This is a genomic window from Pseudoalteromonas sp. OFAV1, assembly GCF_021532595.1.
GTDB classification, from domain to species: domain Bacteria; phylum Pseudomonadota; class Gammaproteobacteria; order Enterobacterales; family Alteromonadaceae; genus Pseudoalteromonas; species Pseudoalteromonas lipolytica_C.
The window spans coordinates 1-1,841 of sequence record NZ_JAKGBG010000095.1; the positions used below are offsets into that span (position 1 = coordinate 1).

The following is a 1,841-nucleotide window of genomic DNA, read 5'->3' on the forward strand; positions in this document are numbered from 1 at the left end:
GGCAATCGTAAGACTAGCCGAGCCAAAAGCTCGATTAGCAGTGTCCAACGAAGCGTCAAAAAAGAAAGGTTAGTAGCTTAGGCTACTATCTTGGAAGCTCGCGAGCTTTAGCTCCGAGTAGTTCACAGACTTGATAACAAGACCCCTAATTTAGTAATTCATACTCTCAAGCGCTATGCATGTTCTAGTGATGGTTCTATTCCATGCAGCAATGGGGAATTTGTACGTTTCGCTGACATTGAAAAAGTCTTTGATAGCATTTAAATTTATTGAGTTAATTATCTTTTTATTGTATAATTAACTCAATAAACAAAAAGGTCATACTTATGTACACATCTTTATATATAATTTCAAGATCATCAAGCCTTGCTCCTTTGCCACCGACTAGATCAATGAGCTATGGAGAAGCTTCTTATTGGGTTTCTGTGCAATCGCCCGGTGTTCAAATGTACTACAGTATTGATCGCGAGATAATCATTTAATTTTAAATTAACAACAATACAATATGGGATACCGCTATGATTAAATTTTTACCACTTTCACAACCTTCTAAAGACTTTGTCATTAGTAAACTGTCTGGCTATCCGTGCTTGTTTACAAACTGTAATAATGAAATTATCTTAAACCTTGAAGAAATGGCCGAGATGAACGTTCCTGATACTGATGATGGCGAAAACAGTCTAATCGAGGAAATGGTATCATTCCTTGTTGAAGAAGGTCTCTTTTCATCACCAGACGTTTTTTATCAAATGAAAGTTACGCATGTAATTATCGATTGATTTTACTACTTAGCCCTGCTTCATAACTAAAGTAGGGCTCATTGGAGATTTAATACGTGGATGAAAAGCAAATCAGAGCTAACAGGGCTTACCTTTGCGTTCTAATGCATGCAGATAACTCTGGTACAGCTAATGAAAGTATTGAAGCTAAAATATCAGCTTTGTTGTCTGACTTAAAGTTACTTTGCGATGATTATGGAATCACCAAAGAAGCTTTTAATGAAGATAAATAAAATTTATTTACTGTGCCCTAAATAATAATAAGATCTTTATATATATAAGATATAGATCTAATGTAGATCTAAGGAATTATCCACAGGCTATATAAGTTTATGTTATTTAAAGATTAAATTTTAAGGCTTTCATTTTAACCCCATAAGGATCTATGTTTTCTCCCCATAAAGATCCTTACTTATTCACATTTCGCCCTGTCATGATCTTACTTTAGCACCTATTTGGATCTTTCTAGTAAGCTTATTTTTTGAACTCGAAATTTTCACTTCACATCATATACAGGCATACAAACATCATACTAACAAGCAATAGCGATCTTTATAGGGCTGATATGAATAACTTTCGATTTATTATTTATAATCAATACATTAGCAAAGATCTAAATTGGGTGTTTTTATGTTTATTACTCTTTATTCACTAAATTTAGCGATTATTACCGCAAAGTGAAAAAGGAAAATCTATTTCCTCCCTGTTACGATCTCAATTCCACCCCTTTTCGATCTTAAACTTATCCACATAAAGGTAAATTGATGACAATTACTTTAATATTGTGCTAGCGAAAAAATACTAGCTAGCTGCTGTACTTACCCTATTTCCACCCCATAAAGATCGAATAAGTGACCTCATATGGCCGTTTTACCGTTCAGCTTGGGGTGAAAACGTTGCTCAATGAAACATATAAGCCCTGAATACCTAGTTTTCACCCCATGATGATCGAATATGTAGGCTTATATACCCCGTTCACCGATCTATTTGGGGTGAAAACGTTGCCCAGTGTTACATATAGACCTGAATACTTAGTTTCCACCCCATGATGATCGAATATGT

The 1,841-nt window shown here is 34.7% G+C and carries 2 protein-coding genes; both read left to right on the top strand.

What is annotated here, in order from left to right; all coding sequences use genetic code 11:
• Positions 1-518: 518 nt before the first annotated feature.
• A complete protein-coding gene (locus L1267_RS23540) occupies positions 519-779 on the top strand; it encodes a hypothetical protein (protein ID WP_235384422.1) in 261 nt (86 codons plus the stop codon).
• Positions 780-835: 56 nt separating this feature from the next.
• The gene (locus L1267_RS23545; RefSeq protein WP_235384424.1) at positions 836-1,012 is read left to right on the top strand and encodes a hypothetical protein; all 177 of its coding nucleotides are present in this window, start codon (positions 836-838) and stop codon (positions 1,010-1,012) included.
• Positions 1,013-1,841 lie beyond the last annotated feature (829 nt).